At 64.2% G+C, this 17,443-nt stretch carries 19 protein-coding genes; 11 read left to right on the top strand and 8 right to left on the bottom strand.

Features of this window, described 5'->3' with window-relative positions; all coding sequences use genetic code 11:
* Positions 1–109 precede the first annotated feature (109 nt).
* The gene (locus RIT73_RS13200; RefSeq protein ID WP_309132545.1) at positions 110–538 is read left to right on the top strand and encodes a nuclear transport factor 2 family protein; all 429 of its coding nucleotides are present in this window, start codon (positions 110–112) and stop codon (positions 536–538) included.
* Complete coding sequence (locus RIT73_RS13195; RefSeq protein ID WP_309132544.1) at positions 535–1,908, top strand: cytosine permease; 1,374 nt, start codon at positions 535–537, stop codon at positions 1,906–1,908. Before RIT73_RS13200 ends, RIT73_RS13195 begins: the two co-directional genes overlap by 4 nt.
* A gap of 77 nt (positions 1,909–1,985) precedes the next feature.
* Here RIT73_RS13195 and RIT73_RS13190 read toward each other — a convergent pair whose 3' ends face one another.
* The 5 genes from RIT73_RS13190 to RIT73_RS13170 all read right to left on the bottom strand — a co-directional run bounded on the left by RIT73_RS13190 (position 1,986) and on the right by RIT73_RS13170 (position 6,179).
* Positions 1,986–2,729, bottom strand: a complete 744-nt coding sequence (locus RIT73_RS13190; protein WP_309132543.1) for an MgtC/SapB family protein — start codon at positions 2,727–2,729, stop codon at positions 1,986–1,988.
* A 41-nt stretch (positions 2,730–2,770) separates the two neighbouring features.
* Complete coding sequence (locus RIT73_RS13185) at positions 2,771–3,493, bottom strand: DsbA family oxidoreductase (protein ID WP_309132542.1); 723 nt, start codon at positions 3,491–3,493, stop codon at positions 2,771–2,773.
* A 51-nt stretch (positions 3,494–3,544) separates the two neighbouring features.
* Positions 3,545–4,051, bottom strand: a complete 507-nt coding sequence (locus RIT73_RS13180; RefSeq protein ID WP_309132541.1) for a flavin reductase family protein — start codon at positions 4,049–4,051, stop codon at positions 3,545–3,547.
* Positions 4,052–4,168: 117 nt separating this feature from the next.
* On the bottom strand, positions 4,169–5,281 hold the full coding sequence (locus RIT73_RS13175; protein ID WP_309132540.1) for an Rv2578c family radical SAM protein: 1,113 nt from the start codon (positions 5,279–5,281) through the stop codon (positions 4,169–4,171).
* A 70-nt stretch (positions 5,282–5,351) separates the two neighbouring features.
* A complete protein-coding gene (locus tag RIT73_RS13170; protein ID WP_309132539.1) occupies positions 5,352–6,179 on the bottom strand; it encodes a hydrolase in 828 nt (275 codons plus the stop codon).
* A gap of 290 nt (positions 6,180–6,469) precedes the next feature.
* Between RIT73_RS13170 and RIT73_RS13165 the strand changes: the two genes are divergently transcribed.
* From RIT73_RS13165 to RIT73_RS13155, 3 genes are all read left to right on the top strand, one after another.
* Positions 6,470–7,630 (top strand): ImmA/IrrE family metallo-endopeptidase, encoded by a 1,161-nt coding sequence (locus RIT73_RS13165; RefSeq protein ID WP_309132538.1) that lies wholly within the window; start codon positions 6,470–6,472, stop codon positions 7,628–7,630.
* Complete coding sequence (locus RIT73_RS13160; RefSeq protein ID WP_309132620.1) at positions 7,630–8,157, top strand: DUF4411 family protein; 528 nt, start codon at positions 7,630–7,632, stop codon at positions 8,155–8,157. The genes RIT73_RS13165 and RIT73_RS13160 overlap by 1 nt, the downstream gene beginning before the upstream one ends.
* Positions 8,158–8,256: 99 nt before the next feature.
* The gene (locus RIT73_RS13155) at positions 8,257–9,777 is read left to right on the top strand and encodes an MFS transporter (protein ID WP_309132537.1); all 1,521 of its coding nucleotides are present in this window, start codon (positions 8,257–8,259) and stop codon (positions 9,775–9,777) included.
* Between the two features lie 41 nt (positions 9,778–9,818).
* Here RIT73_RS13155 and RIT73_RS13150 read toward each other — a convergent pair whose 3' ends face one another.
* Positions 9,819–10,865, bottom strand: coding sequence for a gluconolaconase (locus tag RIT73_RS13150; protein WP_309132536.1), 1,047 nt, complete (start codon positions 10,863–10,865; stop codon positions 9,819–9,821).
* Between the two features lie 174 nt (positions 10,866–11,039).
* Here RIT73_RS13150 and RIT73_RS13145 point away from each other — a divergent pair, with 174 nt between their 5' ends.
* The 3 genes from RIT73_RS13145 to RIT73_RS13135 are packed head-to-tail and all read left to right on the top strand — an operon-like array spanning position 11,040 to position 13,424.
* Positions 11,040–12,257: a sensor histidine kinase gene (locus RIT73_RS13145; protein ID WP_309132535.1), complete on the top strand. Its 1,218-nt coding sequence runs from the start codon at positions 11,040–11,042 to the stop codon at positions 12,255–12,257.
* Positions 12,254–12,889, top strand: a complete 636-nt coding sequence (locus RIT73_RS13140) for a response regulator transcription factor (RefSeq protein WP_309132534.1) — start codon at positions 12,254–12,256, stop codon at positions 12,887–12,889. Before RIT73_RS13145 ends, RIT73_RS13140 begins: the two co-directional genes overlap by 4 nt.
* Before the next feature lie 25 nt (positions 12,890–12,914).
* A complete protein-coding gene (locus RIT73_RS13135) occupies positions 12,915–13,424 on the top strand; it encodes a nucleoside deaminase (RefSeq protein WP_309132533.1) in 510 nt (169 codons plus the stop codon).
* A gap of 29 nt (positions 13,425–13,453) precedes the next feature.
* On the opposite strand, the gene RIT73_RS13130 is transcribed toward RIT73_RS13135, so the two are convergent.
* Positions 13,454–14,158, bottom strand: a complete 705-nt coding sequence (locus RIT73_RS13130; RefSeq protein ID WP_309132532.1) for an ankyrin repeat domain-containing protein — start codon at positions 14,156–14,158, stop codon at positions 13,454–13,456.
* Positions 14,155–14,856 carry a GntR family transcriptional regulator gene (locus tag RIT73_RS13125; protein ID WP_309132531.1) on the bottom strand — a complete coding sequence of 234 codons (702 nt, stop codon included), beginning with the start codon at positions 14,854–14,856 and terminating at the stop codon, positions 14,155–14,157. The genes RIT73_RS13130 and RIT73_RS13125 overlap by 4 nt, the downstream gene beginning before the upstream one ends.
* Before the next feature lie 265 nt (positions 14,857–15,121).
* Between RIT73_RS13125 and RIT73_RS13120 the strand changes: the two genes are divergently transcribed.
* From RIT73_RS13120 to RIT73_RS13110, 3 genes are all read left to right on the top strand, one after another.
* Entirely contained in the window at positions 15,122–16,549 is a 1,428-nt protein-coding gene (locus RIT73_RS13120) for an MFS transporter (protein ID WP_309132530.1), read from the top strand.
* Positions 16,539–17,192, top strand: coding sequence for an aspartate/glutamate racemase family protein (locus RIT73_RS13115; RefSeq protein WP_309132529.1), 654 nt, complete (start codon positions 16,539–16,541; stop codon positions 17,190–17,192). The genes RIT73_RS13120 and RIT73_RS13115 overlap by 11 nt, the downstream gene beginning before the upstream one ends.
* A gap of 35 nt (positions 17,193–17,227) precedes the next feature.
* The coding region (locus RIT73_RS13110; RefSeq protein ID WP_309132528.1) for a PhzF family phenazine biosynthesis protein at positions 17,228–17,443 on the top strand (216 nt) is incomplete at its 3' end.

Raw genomic sequence — 17,443 nt, 5'->3', positions numbered from 1 at the left:
TTTTCTCCATCGGGGACAGTGCTGGTGGTCACATACTGACTAAAGTTCGTACCGCTCACCTTTTCGTTCCAGTCGAACTCCAGTTCGCTCCAGCCGAAAGCAGCTGATCATGGAAGCCACCCCCACTGTCGACGAGGTCAGTCGGGCCGCCGACGACATCGTGACCGCGTTCTCGAACACGGACACCGAGGCCTACTTCGCCCACTTCGCCGAGGATGCCACGTTCATCTTCCATCCCGAAGCCCGGCGGTTCGATTCCCGGAAGGAGTATGAGGACACCTGGGCCTCGTGGATCGACGACGGGTGGTCGGTGGTCGAATGCCGCTCGTCGAGTCCTCTCATTCAGACGTTCCCCGGTGGTGCCGTCTTCTCCCACACCGTGGACACAACGGTGAGCACGACGTCGGGGATGGAGTCCTACCGCGAGCGCGAGAGCATCGTCTTCCGTCGCCGTGACGACGGTCGCCTCCTCGCCATCCACGAACACCTGTCCACCGTGCCGGAAGAACCGGACGCGACGGAGGAAGTGACATCATGAACTGGTATCGCCGACTTGAATCCCGGCTCGAATCGAGCGTGGACGAAGGGGGAATCATCCGCGGCACCCTGACCATGCGGCGAATGCTGATGATCTGGTTGGCGGCGAACCTCGTCGTCACCACACTGCTCACCGGCACTCTGTTCGTCCCCGGAATTTCGTACCCGACTGCGATCATCGCGATCGTCGTCGGAACTCTCATCGGCACCGTCGTGCTCACGCTCATCGGAAACATCGGCACCCGGACGGGCCTGGCGACCATGGCGATCACCCGTGGAGCGTTCGGCTCCAAAGGCAGCTACCTTCCTGTGGCCGCCAACGTCATCATTCTCATGGGGTGGAGCTGGGTGCAGGCGATGCTGGCAGGTGTCACCGTCAACTTCGTCGTCGAGCAGGCGACCGGGTTCTCGAATCCGATCCTGTTCTCCATCCTGTGCCAGACCCTCGTGGTGTGCTTGGCGATCCTGGGTCACAAGGGGATCGAGAAGGCAGAGCCCTGGTTCGCCGTGCTCATCCTCCTCGTCATGGCCTACGTCTTCATCGTCGCGTTCGCCGGCCACAGTCCGGCAGCCTACGCGGAGATCCCCAGCGACCCCACGCTCGGAATCACTCCGGCCATCGCCTTGGACATCGTCATCGCGACAGCGATCTCCTGGACCGTTCTCTCCGGCGACCTCAACCGCCTGGCCTCATCGCAGAGGGCCGGGATCGTCGGCTCCGGGATCGGCTACGTCCTCTCGACAGTCCTCTCCATGAGTCTGGGGCTGACGGCTTTCTGCTACGTCCTGATCGAAAGCGGTGAGGCTGCGCCATTCGACCCGACCGTCCTCGTCGCCGAGTTCGGATGGGCCCTGGCGATCGTCATCTTCCTGTCCGTCATGGCCACGAACACCATGGTCGTCTACGGAATGGTCAACTCAGTCGTCAACGCCCAGTCGAAGTTCACGCTGAAGTTCCTGCCCACGGCGCTGGTCCTCGGCGCCATCTCGATCCTCGGTGCGATGTGGCTCGACCTGCTCAACCAGTTCACCGACTTCCTCGTGATGATCGGCGCTTTCTTCGTCCCGGTCTTCGCCATCGTCATCGTCGACTACTACATCATCAAACGACGCACCTATTCGCGAGACATCCTCAAGGACTCCGGCGGCGTCTACTCCTACCTCCGCGGGGTGAACTGGTCCGCGGTGGGAGTCTGGATCATCGGGGCCGCGGCCTCCTACATCCTCACGTACACGTTTCCGAGTGCCATCGGCGCAACGATTCCCTCGTTCGTCATCTCATTCGTCGTCTACCTGGCACTGTCCTGGCCGACGCGGAGGCGATTCGACGGGCAGACCGGCGGTCATCTGGCCTTCACCGGTCACTACTGACAATACTGAGCGGAGGATCACCTCGGCGGGGAGACGGCCTGCTGAACCGGCGGCGTCGCGCAACTGTGCCCGAGCGCTCACATGCGGTCATCGTCGCTGGAGTGGGCCTGATCCTCGCGGAGATTGACCTTCTCCACGCCGTCGATCTCCAGGAGCTCGGGCACGAGCGCCTGCAACGGGGGCTTGCCCAAGAACTTGACGTCGATCTGGACGAGGCGAGTGCCGCCTTCGCCTTCGATCCTGCTGGTGTCGAGGATCGAGTTCGTGAAGCCCATGCTGCTGGCGACGCCGAGGATCTTGCGCAGGACTCCCTCACCGTCGACGTACGTGATGCGGAGGAGCCTGTGGCTGTTGTGGTCTGGCAGCTTCGCGATGAGCGGGGCGATGACGAACAGGGTGAGCAGGTGGACGGCCGTGACGATCGAGGCCAGGGACAACATACCTGCCCCGCACGCCATGCCGACTGCCGCAGCCACCCAGATCGTGGCTGCCGTCGTGAGACCGCGGACGACGTTGTTGCCCTTGAAGATGACACCCGCGCCGAGGAAGCCGATGCCGGACACGATCTGCGCGGCGATGCGCGACGGATCCAGGACTGTGTCCTTGTCGAGGACGGCGGCGAATCCATAGGTCGAGACCAGGGTGAATGCGCAGGAGCCGATGCCGACGAGGACGTGCGTGCGATAGCCGGCCGCCTTCTGTCGGAACTGCCGCTCGAATCCGATGAGCGAGCAGAGGACGAAGCTGACCAGCAGCAGCTGCGCCTCGACGAGGCTCGTGGATTCGAAGAATCCGACCAGCGACTGCGCGGAGATGTCCATAGTGAGCTACATTATCGCGCAATCGCTCATGCCGGAACGTCTCAATCGCAGCCGTCGGGGCCGCAGACGGCACCCCCGTGCGCAGCGGAATCGGAGCGAGTCGAATCACCGGCCAGAACCGTGAGCTTCTCACTCTCCTGCCATGCCGTCTCGAGCGCCTCGACGAAGGTCTCAGGTGACTGGGCGCCGGAGATTCCGTATCTGCGGTCGAAGACGAAGAACGGGACTCCACTGACTCCGAGGGCACGGGCCTCGGCGATGTCGGCCTCCACCTCGGCGACGAACTCATCGGAATCGAGCACGCGACGGGTGAGAGCAGGGTCGATGCCCAGCGCATGGCCCACCTCGGCGAGGTAGTCGTGATCGGAGATGTCCCGGCCGTGTTCGAAGTGGCCCGACAGGAGGGCCTCTTCGGCCTCGCTCATGACACCCTGCGTCTTGGCCAAGTGAAGGAACCGATGCGCGGTGAAGCTGTTGGCGACGACGATGGAGTCGAAGTCGTAGTCGAGACCCTCGCCTTCCGCCTGCGCGGAAACGTGATCGAACATCTGCTTGACCTGCTCGATCGGCATGCCCTTGGACCGGCTGAGGTACTCGGCCTCGGATCCGTCGAAATGCTCGGGCAGGCCGGGGTCGAGCTGATAGCTGTGCCACGTGACGTCGACGTCATCCTTGTGGTCGAACCGCTCCAAGGCGGTCTCGAACCGGCGTTTGCCGATGAAGCACCAGGGGCAGGCGATGTCCGACCAGATCTCAATCCTCATGTCGGTGCCAACCGGGACCTGGGGCCGGTTTATTCCTCACCGGCGATCAGGTCACTCAGCGGTGATGTTCTTGAAGGAACTGCGGTGGAAGACGAGAGCTTCCGGGCTCGTCGAGGTGGTCACGTCGAGGATCTCCAGCAGAGCCAGGGTGTGATCGCCGGCCGGCATCTCGCTGTGGACGCGCGTCCAGAGGTGCGCCGGGCTGTCGGTGACGGTGAGCGCTCCGTCGAGGTCGACGGCGGTCTCGATTTCGGCGAACCTGCGGCTGCGGTCCGGGGAGGCGAGCTGCCGCACGAGCCCCGATTGGTGGGAACCGAGGAGCGAGACTCCCAGGGACGGCGCCGAGCGCAGCAGCTCCCAGGTGGAGGATCCGAGCTGGATCGCGACACTGGCCAGCGGCGGGTCGAGGGAGATGCCGACGGTGAATGTGGAGGCAATCAGACCGTGCCGGGTGCCGTCGACTTCTGCGCCGATGAGAACGACGCCCTGCGGGAAGTGGGAGAACGTCTCGCGAAGGGCGTCGGGGGTTAGTCCTGTGTGGCCGATGATCGTCGTCACCCAATCGCTCCTGGTACTGACTGTGCTGTCGATAGGGAACAACTGCCGAACAGCTCCTTTTATTTCATTCGCTTCCCGTGATGCCGAGGACACTCGCGGAACACTCGCGCGTGAGCGTCAGAACAGCGCTTGCTGAGCTGGCGGAGCGAGGCTTGCACCGAGGCTCTCGTTTCCGCTCACCCGCATCTGCTCGCGTCGGGCCCGGAACCTCTGCCAGCTGATCGTTCTCCCTGAGCCTGAGACCGAGCCTGGACCGGCGGTCGAGCCCAAGGCCGACGTGTCGCGCGGAGACGGGTCTTCCTCGTCAGCTCCCCGGAGGCTGTACCTGTCGATGAGGGGGTTGATGCGTTCGGCGAGCCACTTCCGATACTCCTTCGATGCGTATGAGGAGTTCGCATACATCCGGCGATAGCGGGGGAGGAGGTCGGGGTGTTCCCGCTCGAGCCAGGCGAAGAACCATTCGCGAGCGCCGGGACGCAGATGCAGGGCACCGTAGACCACTCTGGTCGCGCCCGCGTCGCGGATCGCCTTGAGTGCCTGGTCAAGGTGGTCGATCGAATCGGTGAGCTTGGGCATCACGGGCATGAGGAACACCGAGACATCGAATCCAAGGTCCGCGGCGGCCTTCACCGTCGCGAGCCGGGCGGTCGTCGTCGGTGTCCCCGGCTCGATCGATTGCTGGAGTTCGTCGTCGTGAACGGCGATCGACATTCCGAGCTCGACCGGCACATCCTCGGCGGCTCGGGCGAGCAGAGGGAGGTCACGGCGCAGGAGCGTGCCCTTGGTCAGGATCGACATCGGGGTGTCATGTTCGGCGAGTGCGGTGATGATTCCCGGCATCAGACCGTACCGGCCCTCGGCGCGCTGGTAGGGGTCGGTGTTGGTCCCCAGCGCGACCAGCTCGTGCGTCCATTTCGGTTTCGCCACCTCCGCGGCAAGGACCTCAGGGGTGTTGATCTTGACGATCACCTGCCGATCGAAATCGGCCCCTGGGTCGAGGTCGAGATACCGGTGGGTATTGCGGGCAAAGCAGTAGACGCAGGCATGAGAGCACCCGCGGTAGGGATTGATCGTCCAGGAGAACGGCATGGAACTCGATGTCGGCACTTTGTTGAGCGCGGACTTCGCGAGCACCTCGTGGAAGGTCATGCCGGCGAATTCGGGGGCGGTGACGCTGCGCACCAGCCCCTTGACTCCGAAGAGCTGTGCGCCCGGCTGTACCCATCTCATGCCTCTATTCGAACACGCGTTCGAGGAGCGGTCAAGGTCGAGCATGGTGCGCACAAGGTCGGCCGGCGGATCAGGCGAGGTCGTCGTGAACGCCCGAGACCCATTCGGCGTAGCGCTCGGCCGATTCCTGCACCGCTCGGTGGGCTCCTTCCGGGATCTGCTGGCCGAAGTTGCCGTACATCCGGTCGAAGTCGAGATCAGCCACCGAGGCGGCGATGCGTCGGACGACCGTCGCCGACAGCGGCAGATAATTGGGGAAGCTGCGCATGAACGTCACCCAGCCATCGCGCGCCACGGGTCCGATCGAATCGCCGCTGAGCATCACCCCGTTGCCGTCCGCACCGGTCCACAGAGCGATGGCGCTGCCGAGGAAGTGCCCGCCGACTCGCTGCAGCCGAACTCCCGGCAGCGCTTCGACGACATCGACGTAGGACACGATCGCCTCGCCTCGGCGCTGGAGCCACTCGGAATCCGGGGAGCAGACGTAGATCGGAGCATCGTCGAAGGCGGCACTCCATTCGAGCTGGACGCCGAACATGTGAGGGTGGCTCGGTGCGATGGCCGAGACGCCACCGAGGTCGCCGATGGCGGCGATCGCCTCGGCGTCGATGAAGGATGGGACGTCGAAGAGCAGATTGCCGTGCTCGGTCTGCGCGAGGTAGCAGGTCTGGCCGATGCCGAATCTCGGTTCGACGTGGAGGGCGAAGAGGCCGGGCTCGCGCTCTTTGACGATGACCGAGTGGCCCTCGGCCTCGAGTCCATCGCGACTCGTCCACACCTGGCCGCCGCTGGGCACGAACTGCCTCTCGTCCTCACAGATCGGGCAGACCGGGGGAGTGGGCTGGGCGAATTCGACGCCGCAGGTCCTGCAGATCGTGACGTTCGTCAATCGGGTCATCGGCCGTCACCTCCTGACCTCCGAGCATAGTGTCGGCGGGGAGCATTGGGCACGGTCTCCTTGGAACAGCACGGTGTGCAACCCGGCAGGTGCCGCGATTGACACGACTTGCTTTGAGCAGCTCGATTCTCAACCAAGACCATTCAAAGTGGACAGTGCCAAATCGTCGGGATCCCGCTCCAGATGCACGACCGCAATCAGCGCATCCGCAATCAGCACATTCGATGCGATTCTGCGTCAGTGTCCGTCGCTAGACTGTATAGATAGCGCTTGGTCAATGGAAGCCGGAGGTGATCGAAGTGACCGTCAGAGTCGACGTGGCTCCGGCTTTGCTCAAGTGGGCGGTCGAACGTGCCGGCTGGGACGATGAAACAGTCGACAGAAGAGCTCCCCGACTGCACGAGTGGGTTGCGGGGACGGTGAAACCGACACTCAAGCAACTGGAGAAATTCGCTCACGACACACATGTGCCGTTCGGCTTGCTGTTTCTGCCCGAGCCTCCGGTTGAAGAGCTGCCGATCGCGGATATGCGCACGTTCCGCAACGACCCAGTTCGGCGCACCTCTGCCGATCTACTCGAAACGATCTATTCATGCCAAGAACGCCAAGAATGGTACAGGGCTCACGCTGAGGAATCAGGCATTGACGATCTGGACTTCGTCGGCAGTGCTGCGATCAAGGATGATCCTGTCGCAGTCGCTGACGTCATTAGGACTCGACTGAATCTTGAAACCAATGGGGCTTTTCGCGACTGGTCGACGGCTCTCCGAGAACTGCGAAACTCGATCGAGAACACTGGAGTCCTCGTGATGATCAGTGGGATCGTCGGCTCCAACACTCATCGTGTTCTCGATCCTCAGGAGTTTCGCGGTTTCGCATTGGCAGACCCAATCGCGCCGCTGATCTTCGTCAACGGTGCCGACACGAAGGCAGCTCAGATCTTCACTTTGGTTCATGAGCTGGCGCATATCTTCTTGGGAACCAGTGCGGTCTCCGACGCCGATGTGAAGCTGACCGTCAAGGCGCCAGAAGAACAATGGTGCAACCGGATTGCTGCTGAAGTCCTCGTGCCGCTCGAGGACCTGAGAATCGAAAGCTTTGGTCAAACCGATGTCGTCGAACTCGATCGACTGGCTGCGAAGTTCCGAGTCAGCACCCTCGTCATAGTCAATCGGCTGCTCGAAGCAGGGACTCTCTCCTGGGACGAGTACCTGCGCGTTTTCGATGCAGAGCGCGTAAGAGTGCTCAGCTTCCTTGAGGACAGGCAAGAGGGGGGATCGGGCGGTAACTATTACTACACTCAGCCAGTTCGGTTGAGCCGCAGGTTTGCGCAGGCCGTCATCGGCAGTACCTTCGAAGGTACGACAACCTACCGGGAGGCATACCGGCTGCTCGGAACACGTTCCCATTCGACGTTTCAGAGAATGGCCGAAGAACTCGGGGCAGCGTGATGTACCTCCTTGATGCCAACGTCTTGATCGAGGCGAAGAACCGTTACTATTCGTTCGAGACCGCTCCAGGCTTCTGGGATTGGCTCGAGTTGATGCACCAGAAAAGCGGTGCCTGCAGTATCGATGCTGTCTTCGAAGAGCTCACCGTGGGAGATGATGAACTTGCTCACTGGGCTCGTCAGCATCAAGATTTCTTCCGCGAAGTCGATAGACATGCAACGAGACATTTCGCCGAACTGACAGGATGGGCTGTGTCTCAGAGCTACACCGATGCTGCTCTTGCGGGTTTCACCGGTAACAACGCCGATTATCTGCTGGTCGCCCACGCAAGAGGCCATGACTTCACGGTAGTGACACACGAGCGGTCGAAACCACTCGCGCGAAAGCGCGTGCTCATTCCTGATGCATGCCAGGCAATGAACGTCAAGACTTTGGATACGTTCGAGATGCTGCGAAGGACGGAAGCTCGCTTCGACCTCAGGCAGGGCACCGGAATTTCAAACTTGGATTCCACCACGCTCTTCTGACTCGGCCGCACCAGCCCGAGGGCGAATGCGAAACCTACCGTGACGGAGTGTGACGTGCTGTGACCGAGATTGAAGCGCCCGGCCTCACACTGGTCTGCCGTGACTGAATCAGAATCAAAGACCGCCTCACCCGGCGGCAGCGCAAGGGCCACCTCGGCGAACACCACCTCCAGCACCTCGGCGAACGAAGCCTCCGCGAACCCAGGAACCGCAACCGCGGCGAAGCGGGTCGCGCGTTCGGCCGCGGACGTCAACTCACTGCTCGCCGAGTTCGGATCGCAGGGCACGAAGACGAAGGCTGTGATCATCCTCGCTCTCGGCGGGATCTTCATGGACGCCTACGACTTCTCGTCCCTGGCGTTCGGGATCACCGCGATCAAGGAGCAGTTCGGCCTGTCCGGTTTCATGACCGGCCTCGTCAACGCCTCGATCATGGTCGGTGCGGTCATCGGCGCCCTGTTCGGCGGATACCTCGTCGACCGCTTCGGCCGCTACAAGCTCTTCATGGCCGACATGGTCTTCTTCGTCGTCGCGGCGATCGGCTGCGCGCTCGCCCCGGAAGAGTGGACGCTGATCTTCTTCCGCTTCATCATGGGCATCGGCGTGGGCCTCGACCTGCCGGTGGCGATGGCCTTCCTCGCCGAGTTCTCCAAGCTCAAGGGCAAGGGCAACCGGTCGCAACGCGTCAACGCCTGGTCACCGGCCTGGTACATGGCGACCGGGATCGGCTACCTCATCGTGCTCATCTTCTTCATCTCCCTGCCCTACGATCAGCACGACATCCTCTGGCGGGTGGTCGTCGGCTTCGGCGCGGTCCCGGCCGTCATCGTGCTCCTCGTCCGCCGGCGCTACCTCGCCGAGTCGCCGCAGTGGCTGGCCGACCAGGGTGACCTCAAGGGTGCCGTCGACGTCATGCGCTCCCACCACGGACTCGACGTCGAACTCGCCCCCGAGGCCGTCACTCCCACGGCGGCCGACCGCGCCGACAAGCGCTGGGCCGTCTTCGCGGAGCTGTTCTCGCCCCAGTACCGCATCCGCACGATCGTCGCCCTGTGCGTGTCCGTGTTCTCGACCTTCGGCTACAACGCCGTCGCATATGGCACCCCGCTGATCATCTCGACCCTGTTCCAACAGGGGCCGTTCGTCACCATCGTGTCCTCGTTGGTCATCAATCTCGGGTTCGGGGCGATCGGCGGTCTGCTCGGGATGTCGATCGTCAACCGCTTCGGCAGCCGCAGGATGACCCTGGTCGGCTTCTCGATCCAGGCCGCCGCGCTGATCCTGCTCGCGATCGTCGGCATCCCGTCCGGCGCCTTGGTGCTGGTGTCGGTGGCGATGCTCGCCGCCTTCGTCTTCGCCCAGGCCGGCGGACCGGGCGCGAACCTGATGAACTACGCAACCCTGTCCTACCCGACGAGGCTGCGCGGCGTGGGCATCGGATTCAATCAGTCCGTGCTGCGGTCGTTCTCGATCGTCTCGCTCATCATGTTCCCGATCCTCGCCGCGTCGATGGGCACGGGCGTGTTCTGGATCGTCGCCTGCGCCCCGCTGGCGGGAGCGATCGCGGTCGGAATCATCAAATGGGACCCGACCGCGAAGGACGTCGACGCCGAGGTGTGAGCCTTCGCACCGACGCGAGGCGAGACAGCAGGAACTGGATCTCAGCCCAGGAATGGGTCGGTGATGACCTCGAACGGCCCGGTCGGGGGAGTCTCGCGGAAGTGGGATTCGACGTAGAGCGTCTGTCCGCGCAGCTGCGCCGCCGTGGTGAGGACCCGCTCGGGGTCCGTGTCCCGCTGCTGCACCGCACGAACCTGCGAACCGTCCGCGTTGATGGCCAGGGTGCTCAACTTGTGGTTGAAGTTCTGGACCACCTGCAAGGTGTTGCCCTGGAGGACGAGCCCGTCGGCGTTGACCAGGTCGGCTCCCCGGGTGTCGATGGCGGTGGCTTCGCCGGTCCGGGCGTCGAAGCGCCACAGCTGACCGGTGTTGCCCTGGGCGACGACGAAGCCGGACTGATCCTGGCTGAGAATGATTCCACCCAGGTTGAAGCCGGCCTGCCTGGTGATCGTGTCGGAGGCGTCCGACCACAGTTCGACGCCGAAGCTCTCGGATCCGACCTGGTCGTCGGATTCCGCCAGGTCGGCGGAGACGCGGAAGATCCGCGGGTCGTTGGAGTCGGTGAAGTAGGCAGCGCCGTCGGCGCCGATCGTCACGTCGTTGAGGAACACGTCCTCGCCCGGGGCCTCGAGCGCGGCGAGGAGTTCGCCCTCGGGGGAGTAGACCCAGAGATCCGGTGAACCGGGATTGGCGGTTCCGTTGGGGCCACCGGCGATGTAGAGGTTGCCGTCCGCATCGACGGTCATGCCGCGGGCGGTGAAGCGTCCATCCGTGCCGTCGCCGGCGAGCCATTCCTCGGTGTCCTCGGAGCCGGACTGCCCGCGGTGGATCTCACCGCCGGTGGTCTCGCTGACATAGAACGAACCGGTCTTCTCATCGGCCGCGATGCCTTCGAACATGGACCCGCCCTCATCGGCGTCGAGAAGGTAGGTCGAGGCGCGGCCTGAGCCCGAGGCAGGCTGCGCGTCCGCCGCTGAGTTCGGCTGGACGGCACCGGCGGGCGCGGTGCTGATGGTGGCGGCAGTCAGGGCGCCGGCGAGGACGGCTCCGGACAGCAGGGTGCTGGTGACGACATGGTTGCGATTCACTGCGATCTCCTTGATCGGTGGGACGGACACTTGATCGGTGGAACTGAAGCCTGGTGGCCGGGTCACGATCAATTCTTCTCGCTGCCCCGCATCCTCACGTCTGGCACCCGGCCAGCAAAGATTGGCCGATCGGATGATGCCGAAGGCGCTGGCGCGTCCCTATGCTTGAGTACAATGTCCGCTCTGCTCGCTCCCGTCCGCCGTCTCGACGTGTGGCTGTTCGTCGTCCTCGTCGTCCTGCTGGCGACGAGCTCCCTGCGCTACGTCGTCCGCCACGGTCTCTCACCCGTCGGCGTGCTCATCCTCCTCGGCGCGGCGGCCCTGCTCGCCTGCTCCGCGCTGCGACCGATTCTGCCCGCGAGGCCCATCTGGGCCCGATCGTGGGCAATCACCCTTGCCGTGCTCGTCGCCTCACTCACCTATGCCGCACCGTCGTTCGCGTGGTGCGCGGTCCCCGTCGCGTTCTCCGTGCTGCGCACCCTGTCCTTCGCCTGGGCGACGGTGTGCGTGAGCGGACTCATGATCGTCATCACGGCCTCCTGGCTGCGCATCAGCACCCACCCGGACCCGACCCTCATCGTCGGCCCGCTGGGAGTCGCCCTGGTCACCGTCATGTCCTTCCGCGCCCTCGACAGGGAGGCGAAAGTCCGCGCCGAACTCATCGACCGCCTCGTCGCGGCCCAGGACGAACTCGCCGCTGAGCAACGTCGTGCCGGTGCCCTGCGCGAACGCACCCGGCTCTCCCGCGACATCCACGACTCCATCGGCCAGGACCTCTCCAGCATCCACCTCCTCCTGCAGGCGGCAGAACGCTCCTGGGACACACAGCCCGACACAGCCCGGGCGAACGTCTCGACCGCGATCGACGCCGCGCGCACCGCCTTGGAGGAGATTCGCGCCGTCATCCACGACCTCAGCACCGAGGTGCAGAGCGCGGACCTCGTCGACGGTGAGGAACTGCGCCGCCGCCTCGGCGATCTCGTCGACCGTCGTCATAGCCCCGCCGAGGTGGGACTGCGCATCGACGGCACCTCCGTCCTGCTTCCCGCCCGCATTGCGGCGGCGCTCATTGCGACCACGCGCGGCGCGCTGGCCAATGTCGACGAACACGCGGCCGCGACTCGGGTGATGATCACGCTGACCTACACCTCCGCCGAGGTGCGCCTCGACATCCGTGACAATGGTCGTGGGTTCGATACCCGCGGCGTTACGGTCGACTCGTCGTCCACCTCGCCGAGGCGGGGGCTGGGGCTGCGGGGCCTGTGCGCGCGAGCGGAGGAACTGGGAGGAGGAGCCGAGATCGACAGCGAACCCGGCGACGGGACGATGGTGTCCGTGTGGTTCCCACTCGAGGACGCGATGAGGCAGAGAACGAGTGAGGACGACCGATGAGCGAGGACGGGATCCGGATTCTGCTCGTCGACGATCACCCGATCGTCCGCGCGGGATTGGCGGCTCTCATCAACGGACACGGGGACATGAGGGTCGTCGCCGAGGCCCAGGACATGGACTCGGCCCTGCGCGCGGTAGCCTGCCACCGTCCCGACATCGTGCTCATGGACCTCAATCTCGGCGCGGCCGAGCACTCCGGGGCCGAGATCACCGCCGCCATCAGGGACAAACCTTCGCGCGTCCTCGTCCTCACCACCTATCAGACGGAGTCCGACATCCTCCGCGCCCTTGACGCCGGCGCCAGCGGATACCTGCTCAAGGACGCTCCGGCCGAGGAGCTCTTCGCCGCGATTCGGGCCACCGCCCGCGGGGAGACCGTGCTCTCACCTGCCATCGCCTCGACCCTGGTCCGGCGCAGCTCCCGGCCGGGGCCGACAGTCACGGAGCGGGAGGTCGAAGTGCTCGAACTCCTCGCCCGGGGACTGGGCAACAAGGAGCTCGCGAAGGAGATGCTCGTCTCCGAGGGCACCGTCAAGGCTCATCTCGCGCACATCTACACCAAACTCGGGGTGGACACTCGTGCCGGCGCCGTGGCAGCTGCCATCGAAAGACGCATCATCCGCCCCACCTGAGAGCGAGTGTTGGTACTCTCGCCTCATGACTGTTTCGCTGACTGAACTGAGCGAGGCGGACGCCGAACATCTGCGTCGCTGCATCGAGCTGGCTGCCGAGGCGCTCGAAGCGGGCGACGAACCCTTCGGCTCGGTTCTCGTCGACCCGAGCGGCACGGCCGTGTTCGAAGACCGCAACCGCGTCTCCGGGGGAGATCGGACCCGGCATCCCGAGTTCGAGATCGCGCGCTGGGCGGTGGCGAACATGACCCCGGAGGATCGGGCGCGCAGCACCGTGTACACCTCGGGCGAGCACTGCCCGATGTGCGCGGCCGCGCACGCCTGGGTGGGCCTCGGACCGATCATCTATGCCACCGGCACCGAGCAGACCCGCTCCTGGTACGACGACTGGGGGATCGAGTCGGGCCCGGTCAGCCCGTTGCCGATCCGGCAGGTGGGACCCGGGATCGAGGTCCGCGGCCCGGTGGAGGAATTGGCCGCCGAGGTGCGCGGGCTGCATGCCCGCATGCTCGGCATCAGCGACGAACTCTCGTAAGGGATCCGCGGCGCTCGCCGCGGTTCCACTCAGTTCGCGGCGTCGATGAGGGCGACGATCTCGGTGTAGCCCCTCTCTTCGGCGAGTTCGCGTGGCAGGACTCCCTGGCCGTCGGCGATCGTCACATCCGCGCCGGCGTCGAGGAGCAGTCGCACGGTTTCGATGTGGTCCTGACTGCCGTCGCCGAGCACGATCGCTTCATGGAGCGCCGTCCAGGACAGGTCATTGACATGGTTGACCGGCACGCCGGCGTTGAGCAGGATCCGGACCGTGCTGACGTGGCCGTGTTCGGCCGCCGGGATCAGAGCGGTGCCGCCGTAGCGATTCGTCGACGTCACGTCCGCTCCGTGAGCGAGGGTCGCGGTGAGGATCTCGTCGAGCCCCTCTGCCCCGGCGTAGAGGAATGCCGAATCCTCGATCGAATCCTTGGCGTCGGGATCGGCTCCGGCTTCGAGCAGTGCCGTGGCCACCTGGAGGGAATTGCTCCGAGTCGCCAGCAGGAGGGCGGTTCGCCGGGACTCGCCCCGGGCGTCGACATCGGCGCCCGCTTCCAAGGCTTGCCGGACGCCGTCGACGTCCTCTGCGGTGACGGCGTCGAGAAGTGCCGCGTCGGCCTCTGCCGAGTCGGGATGTCCGCTCGTCCTCGATCCCACGCAGGAGGTGAGGCAAGCTGCGAGGAGGGCGGTGACAACCGCGAACAGGGACAGACGCATTCTCGTCCCGCGGGTTCTCACGATGCCGCAGTCTCCTCGATGTTCTCGAAATCGCTCTCATCGTCGTCGCGAAACCGCTCTGGATCGTCGGCAGGTTCTGCAGGTGGTTCGCGGTGCTTGAGTTCGTTGTGCTGAATCTGGCGTTTCTGGCTCGACTCGAGGTGCTCGAGAACGAGGCTCTTGATTCCACCGACATCTCGCCGCGCGATTGCGTCGAAGAGGCCGGAATGCTCCTCGGCAACATGACTGAGGTCGTCGTGCTGGCTGAGCAGCCAGCGCTTGCGCGAGCTGAGCAGCCCGCCGATCTCCACCAGCAGGGCGTTGCCGGAGATCTTTGTGACGATCTCATGGAAGTCGGCGGCAGCTCGCCGTGCGCCGATCGCATCTCCGCGTTCGGCGAATTCCAGACCGCGCCGAACGACCGTCTCGAGCTCGGACAGTGTTTCGCGAGTGTGCCGCTGCGCGGCGAGTTCGAAAGTCATCACCTCGAATGCTGAAAGCACCTCGTTGAGATCCGCAATGTCGCTGGTGGTGAATTCGCGAACAGTCGACCACGTATTGGGACGCGGAGTGACCAGCCCCTCGGAGGCCAGCTGTTTGAGCGCTTCGCGGATCGGAACCCGGCTGACGCCGAGGTCCATTGCGAGATCACGTTCGACAAGCCTGCTTCCGGGTTTCCGGATGCCGTCGATGATCTCGTCGCGGAGTGCCGTCGTCACTCGTTCTGTCTCTGATCGGGCTGAGGCGCTGGTCTTCATCGTGGAATTCTCTCATTGATCAAGTTCTGTGGAGGAGGAGCGAGGTGCCGGACACTGCCACCCACGGGTGACGTCATAAGAAGATTGTCTCATTCTGGTATACAAAAAGGAAGATTTGTTCCGCGGAATTACGTAATGTATTGACTTCAAGAGCCCTCTACTCTAATTTTGGAATACCATTTATGCTTCAGTGACGAAGTGCAGATCTCAAAGAGGAGACCAGGCGATGACCATGTCCCAGCAATCCGGGCCGTCCACGGGCAGAGTCCCGATGGCCGACCAGATCGAAACAGCCTACGACCGGATCGGAGTGACAGGAGCGCACAAGCACGTCGTCCTCATGATCCTCCTTGGCGTGTTCTTCGATGCCCTGGAGCAGAACGCCGTCGGCATCACCGGGCCGGTGCTGCAGGAGCAGTGGGGAATCGGTGGCGCCGAGATCGGCTTCCTCAACACGATGACCTTCACCGCCACGGCCCTCGGACGAGTCGCAACGGGACTGATCGTCGACAAGTTCGGTCGGCGCAACATGCTGCTCATCAACCTCATCATCTTCGCCGGCGGCTCTCTGCTCTGCGCTCTCGCACCGAGCTATGCGGTCCTGGCCATCGGCCGATTCATCGTCGGGTTCGGCCTCGGCGGTGAGATCGCGGTGGCCGTGATCATGATGGCCGAGTACTTCTCGGCCAGGCACCGCGGTCCTGCCGTCGGCCTCATCAACATCACGGCCGCCGGTCTCGGCAACATGCTGGCGCCGGCCTTCGGCATTCTCGTCTTCGCTCTCTTCCCGGGTGACGACCAGTGGCGCTGGGTATTCGGACTCCTCTTCCTCCCGGCACTGATGGTCCTCTGGTTCCGTCGCAATGTCCCTGAGACACCGCGCTACCTCGCTGCGAACGGCCGAGTGCACGAAGCGAACATCGTCATCAACCGGTTCGCCCGGGGCCAGCTGCGCGGACCGATCAACGCCCCAGAGCAGTTCCTCACCGAACCCACCGTCAACGGCGTTCCCCTACCGATCGAACCGTCCCGACGCGGACTGTGGAAGATGGTCTTCAACAAGAAGTACCTGCTGCGCACAGTCTTCCTCGTCATCGCTGTGGGCATGTCCTACGCCGCACAGATCTCGATGCTCACCCTGATGCCGTTCATCCTGGTCAGCACCGGCTACGAACTCAACCAGAGCCTGTGGTTCACGCTGATCATGCAGTCGGGATCGCTGCTCGGCGCTGTCTCCGCGTCTTACCTGGCCAGCAAGCTGCCGCGCAAGAAGGTGACCACGATGGCCGCAACCCTCGGTTGTGCTTCCGGCCTGTGCATCGCCTTCCTCGGCTCCGACATCGTCTTCGTCCTCATCTTCGGAGCGCTGTTCAACTTCGCGATCATCGTGCAGAACACGACGATCTGGCTCTTCGCCCCCGAGCTCTACCCGACGCGTGTCCGCGGGTTCGGCACCTCGATCATTCTCGCCGCAGGTTCGCTCTCCGGTGGGCTGTTCCCACTGGTCGCCGGTGCCGTCTTCGATTCGCATGGACTCGTCGGCATGTTCAGCGTCCTCGCCGGACTGTTCGTCATCATCGCGATCGCCATCCAGTTTCCGCCGGAGACCTTCGGCAAGCCGATGGAGGAAGAGGAACTCGTCGATGTCGTCTGATCAGCGGACCATCGCTCTCATCAACCCGAACACAAACGCCGCCACGACCGACATGATGGTCGAACTGGCGCGGGAGGCGATCCCGGAGTGGACTGTCGACGGCTACACCGCTCCGTTCGGGCCGCGGATGATCACGGAACCCGTCGCTCTGGAGGAATCTGTCGTGCCCGTCGTGGAGCTGGGTCACCAAGTGGCCGATCATGCCGATGCGATCATCGTCTCCGCCTTCGGGGACCCGGGCCGGACGGAGCTGGCCGAGTCCCTGACGATCCCGGTCATCGGGATCGGGCAGGCCGCAATTCTTCGGGCCTCCGCCGATGGTCCCTTCGGGATCGCTACGACAACGCGGAGGCTGGCGGACTCGCTGCACCGCCTCGTCGAGGCCCATGGCGGTCAGGGCGATTTCACCGGGATCGAACTCACCGAGGCGGATCCGCTCGACCTGGCTGCCGACCCGGACGAACAGTTCCGGCAGCTGCTCGCGGCTGTCCGCCGCGGACGCGAGCACGGGGCGGAGTCGATGATCATCGGCGGCGGACCGCTGAGCGCGACGGCCCGCCGCCTGCGCGAGTCGGTCGACATCAGAATTGTCGAACCGATTCCCGCGGCCTGCGAGCTTGTGCGCAGTCTCCTGCCCAGTTGAACCGGGTGTCGCGGCAGTGTGACGGTCCGGACTGAATGGCGGTTCAGCGAAGCGAGGGCGTTTCCCGTATTCTTCGATGCATGGAGCGACGATTCTCACAGGTGGATGTGTTCGGCGACGATCTCTGTACGGGCAACCCGGTGGCGGTGATCCTCGATGGGGAAGGACTCGACGACGAGAGCCTGCGACGGTTCTCGGTCTGGTCGAACCTGTCAGAATGCACTTTTGTCCTTCCTCCGACCGTGCCGGGC

Origin of the sequence: Brevibacterium sp. (assembly GCF_031179145.1) — a bacterium.
Lineage (GTDB): Bacteria > Actinomycetota > Actinomycetes > Actinomycetales > Brevibacteriaceae > Brevibacterium.
Note: the sequence above shows the minus strand (reverse complement) of the source record. Positions and strands in the feature narration are given on the sequence as shown.

What these genes read in the sequence shown, in the direction of transcription:
- RIT73_RS13200 (WP_309132545.1), top strand. Translation starts at nt 110, where the DNA reads ATGGAAGCCACCCCCACTGTCGACGAGGTCAGTCGGGCCGCCGACGAC.
- RIT73_RS13195 (WP_309132544.1), top strand. Translation starts at nt 535, where the DNA reads ATGAACTGGTATCGCCGACTTGAATCCCGGCTCGAATCGAGCGTGGAC.
- RIT73_RS13190 (WP_309132543.1), bottom strand. Translation starts at nt 2,729, where the DNA reads ATGGACATCTCCGCGCAGTCGCTGGTCGGATTCTTCGAATCCACGAGC.
- RIT73_RS13185 (WP_309132542.1), bottom strand. Translation starts at nt 3,493, where the DNA reads ATGAGGATTGAGATCTGGTCGGACATCGCCTGCCCCTGGTGCTTCATC.
- RIT73_RS13175 (WP_309132540.1), bottom strand. Translation starts at nt 5,281, where the DNA reads ATGAGATGGGTACAGCCGGGCGCACAGCTCTTCGGAGTCAAGGGGCTG.
- RIT73_RS13170 (WP_309132539.1), bottom strand. Translation starts at nt 6,179, where the DNA reads ATGACCCGATTGACGAACGTCACGATCTGCAGGACCTGCGGCGTCGAA.
- RIT73_RS13160 (WP_309132620.1), top strand. Translation starts at nt 7,630, where the DNA reads ATGTACCTCCTTGATGCCAACGTCTTGATCGAGGCGAAGAACCGTTAC.
- RIT73_RS13145 (WP_309132535.1), top strand. Translation starts at nt 11,040, where the DNA reads ATGTCCGCTCTGCTCGCTCCCGTCCGCCGTCTCGACGTGTGGCTGTTC.
- RIT73_RS13140 (WP_309132534.1), top strand. Translation starts at nt 12,254, where the DNA reads ATGAGCGAGGACGGGATCCGGATTCTGCTCGTCGACGATCACCCGATC.
- RIT73_RS13135 (WP_309132533.1), top strand. Translation starts at nt 12,915, where the DNA reads ATGACTGTTTCGCTGACTGAACTGAGCGAGGCGGACGCCGAACATCTG.
- RIT73_RS13120 (WP_309132530.1), top strand. Translation starts at nt 15,122, where the DNA reads ATGACCATGTCCCAGCAATCCGGGCCGTCCACGGGCAGAGTCCCGATG.
- RIT73_RS13115 (WP_309132529.1), top strand. Translation starts at nt 16,539, where the DNA reads ATGTCGTCTGATCAGCGGACCATCGCTCTCATCAACCCGAACACAAAC.